The sequence below is a fragment of the uncultured Amaricoccus sp. genome (assembly GCF_937858865.1).
In the GTDB taxonomy this organism is placed as follows: domain Bacteria; phylum Pseudomonadota; class Alphaproteobacteria; order Rhodobacterales; family Rhodobacteraceae; genus Amaricoccus.
Genome location: NZ_CALLYO010000419.1, coordinates 1 through 2009, shown reverse-complemented (window position 1 = coordinate 2009; position 2009 = coordinate 1). Strand labels below are relative to the sequence as shown.

The following is a 2009-nucleotide window of genomic DNA, read 5'->3' as shown; positions in this document are numbered from 1 at the left end:
CGCTCTCGATCATCGGCTGCGTGGTGAACGGGCCGGGCGAGGCGCTGATGACCGATCTCGGCTTCACCGGCGGCGGCGCGGGCTCGGGGATGGTCTACATGGCCGGCAAGCAGCACCACAAGCTCGGCAACGACGCGATGGTCGACCATATCGTCGAGCTGGTCGAGAAGCGCGCCGCCGAGCTCGAGGCTGAGCGCGCCGCCGCGCCGAAGGCGGCGGAATAGGATTCGCGGGCGAGAATCGCCCGCCTCGTTTCAATGATCGCAACCCGGCCGCGGCGGGATCCCCTCTTCGCCATTCGCCAACGGACGGCAGGCTCTCCCTGACCGGGCTGGTCGCCTTCCCAAGTTCGCCCTTGCGGGGGCGGCCGGCTTGCGCGATCAACCGGCGCCATGATCCCGGAGGAGAAGCTCGACCAGATCCGCGCCCGCTTCGAGTTCCTCGAGGCGAAGCTGAGCTCGGGCGCGGCGGTGGCCGAGCTGCCGGCGCTCTCGCGCGAGTATGCCGAGCTGAAGCCGGTGGTCGCGGCGGTCGACCGCTGGCGCGCGCTCGGGCGCGAGGCGCGGGAGGCGGAGCGGCTGCTCGCCGACCCGGAGATGCGGGCGCTGGCGCAGGAGGAGCTCGAGCGGCTGCGCGCAGCATTGCCCGAGGCGGAGCGGGAGCTGCAGCTCGCGCTCCTGCCGCGGGACGAGGCGGACGAGCGGTCGGCGATCCTCGAGATCCGCGCCGGGACGGGCGGCGAGGAGGCGGCGCTCTTCGCGGCCGACCTCGCCCGGATGTACCAGCGGCTGGCCGAGACGCGCGGCTGGCGGTTCGGGATCGTCGAGGCGACGCCGACCGAGCTCGGCGGCTACCGCGAGCTGGTGGCCGAGATCGGCGGCCGCGGCGTCTTCGCGGCGCTGAAGTTCGAATCGGGCGTGCATCGGGTGCAGCGGGTGCCGGCGACCGAATCGAGCGGGCGCATCCACACCTCGGCGGCGACGGTGGCGGTGCTGCCGGAGGCGGAGGAGGTGGACGTCGAGATCCCCGCCCAGGACATCCGCATCGACACCATGCGCTCCTCCGGGGCGGGCGGGCAGCACGTCAACACCACCGATTCCGCCGTGCGCATCACCCATCTGCCGACCGGGATCGTCGTCACCTCCTCGGAGAAGTCGCAGCACCAGAACCGGGCGCGGGCGATGGAGGTGCTGCGCGCGCGGCTCTACGACCTCGAGCGGCAGAGGCGCGATGCCGAGCGGGCGGCCGACCGCAAGGGGCAGGTGGGATCGGGGGACCGCTCGGAGCGCATCCGCACCTACAACTTCCCGCAGGGGCGGCTGACCGACCACCGCATCGGGCTGACGCTCTACAAGCTCGACCAGGTGATGCAGGGCGACCTCGGCGAGGTGATCGAGGCGCTGACCGCCGCCGACCAGGCGGCGCGGCTCGCCGCCCTCGATGCGTGAGCGTCCGCGCCGCGCTCGCCGGCGGCACGGCCCGGCTCAGGGCGGCCGGCGTGCCCGAGCCGGCGCGCGACGCCCGCCGGCTGATGGCCGAGGCGCTGGGGCTCGCCCCCGACCGGCTGACCCTCGCCCTCGCCGACCCGCTGCCCGCCGCGGCCGCCGCCGCCTTCGCGCGCATGCTAGAGGAGCGCGCCCGGGCGCGGCCGGTGGCGCAGATCGTCGGGCGGCGGGCCTTCTGGGGCCGGGAGTTCCGGGTCACCGGTGCCGTCCTCGACCCGCGCCCGGAGACCGAGGCGCTGATCGCGCTGGCGCTCGAAGGCCCGCCGCCCGCCCGCATCCTCGACCTCGGGACCGGGAGCGGGGCGATCCTGCTCACCCTGCTCGCCGAATGGCCCGCGGCGCGCGGGGTCGGGACCGACATCGACCCCGCCGCCCTCGCCGTCGCGGCGGAGAATGCCGCAAGGCTCGGGCTGGCCGAGCGGACCGAGCTCCGCCGCCTCGACTGGACCGAGGGCCTCGCCGGCCGCTTCGACCTCGTCGTCTCCAACCCGCCCTACATCCCCG

Annotated in this window: 3 protein-coding genes; all 3 read left to right on the top strand. The window is 74.8% G+C overall.

Annotated elements, in window-relative coordinates; all coding sequences use genetic code 11:
* Positions 1-224 (top strand): flavodoxin-dependent (E)-4-hydroxy-3-methylbut-2-enyl-diphosphate synthase (locus Q0112_RS12425; RefSeq protein WP_297975799.1); only part of this gene is annotated, 224 nt, incomplete at its 5' end.
* A gap of 168 nt (positions 225-392) precedes the next feature.
* Positions 393-1448: a peptide chain release factor 1 gene (gene prfA, locus Q0112_RS12420; RefSeq protein ID WP_297975797.1), complete on the top strand. Its 1056-nt coding sequence runs from the start codon at positions 393-395 to the stop codon at positions 1446-1448.
* Positions 1445-2009: HemK/PrmC family methyltransferase (locus tag Q0112_RS12415; protein ID WP_297975795.1), on the top strand; the 565-nt coding region annotated here is incomplete at its 3' end. The genes prfA and Q0112_RS12415, both read left to right, overlap by 4 nt.

What these genes read in the sequence shown, in the direction of transcription:
- prfA (WP_297975797.1), top strand. Translation starts at nt 393, where the DNA reads ATGATCCCGGAGGAGAAGCTCGACCAGATCCGCGCCCGCTTCGAGTTC.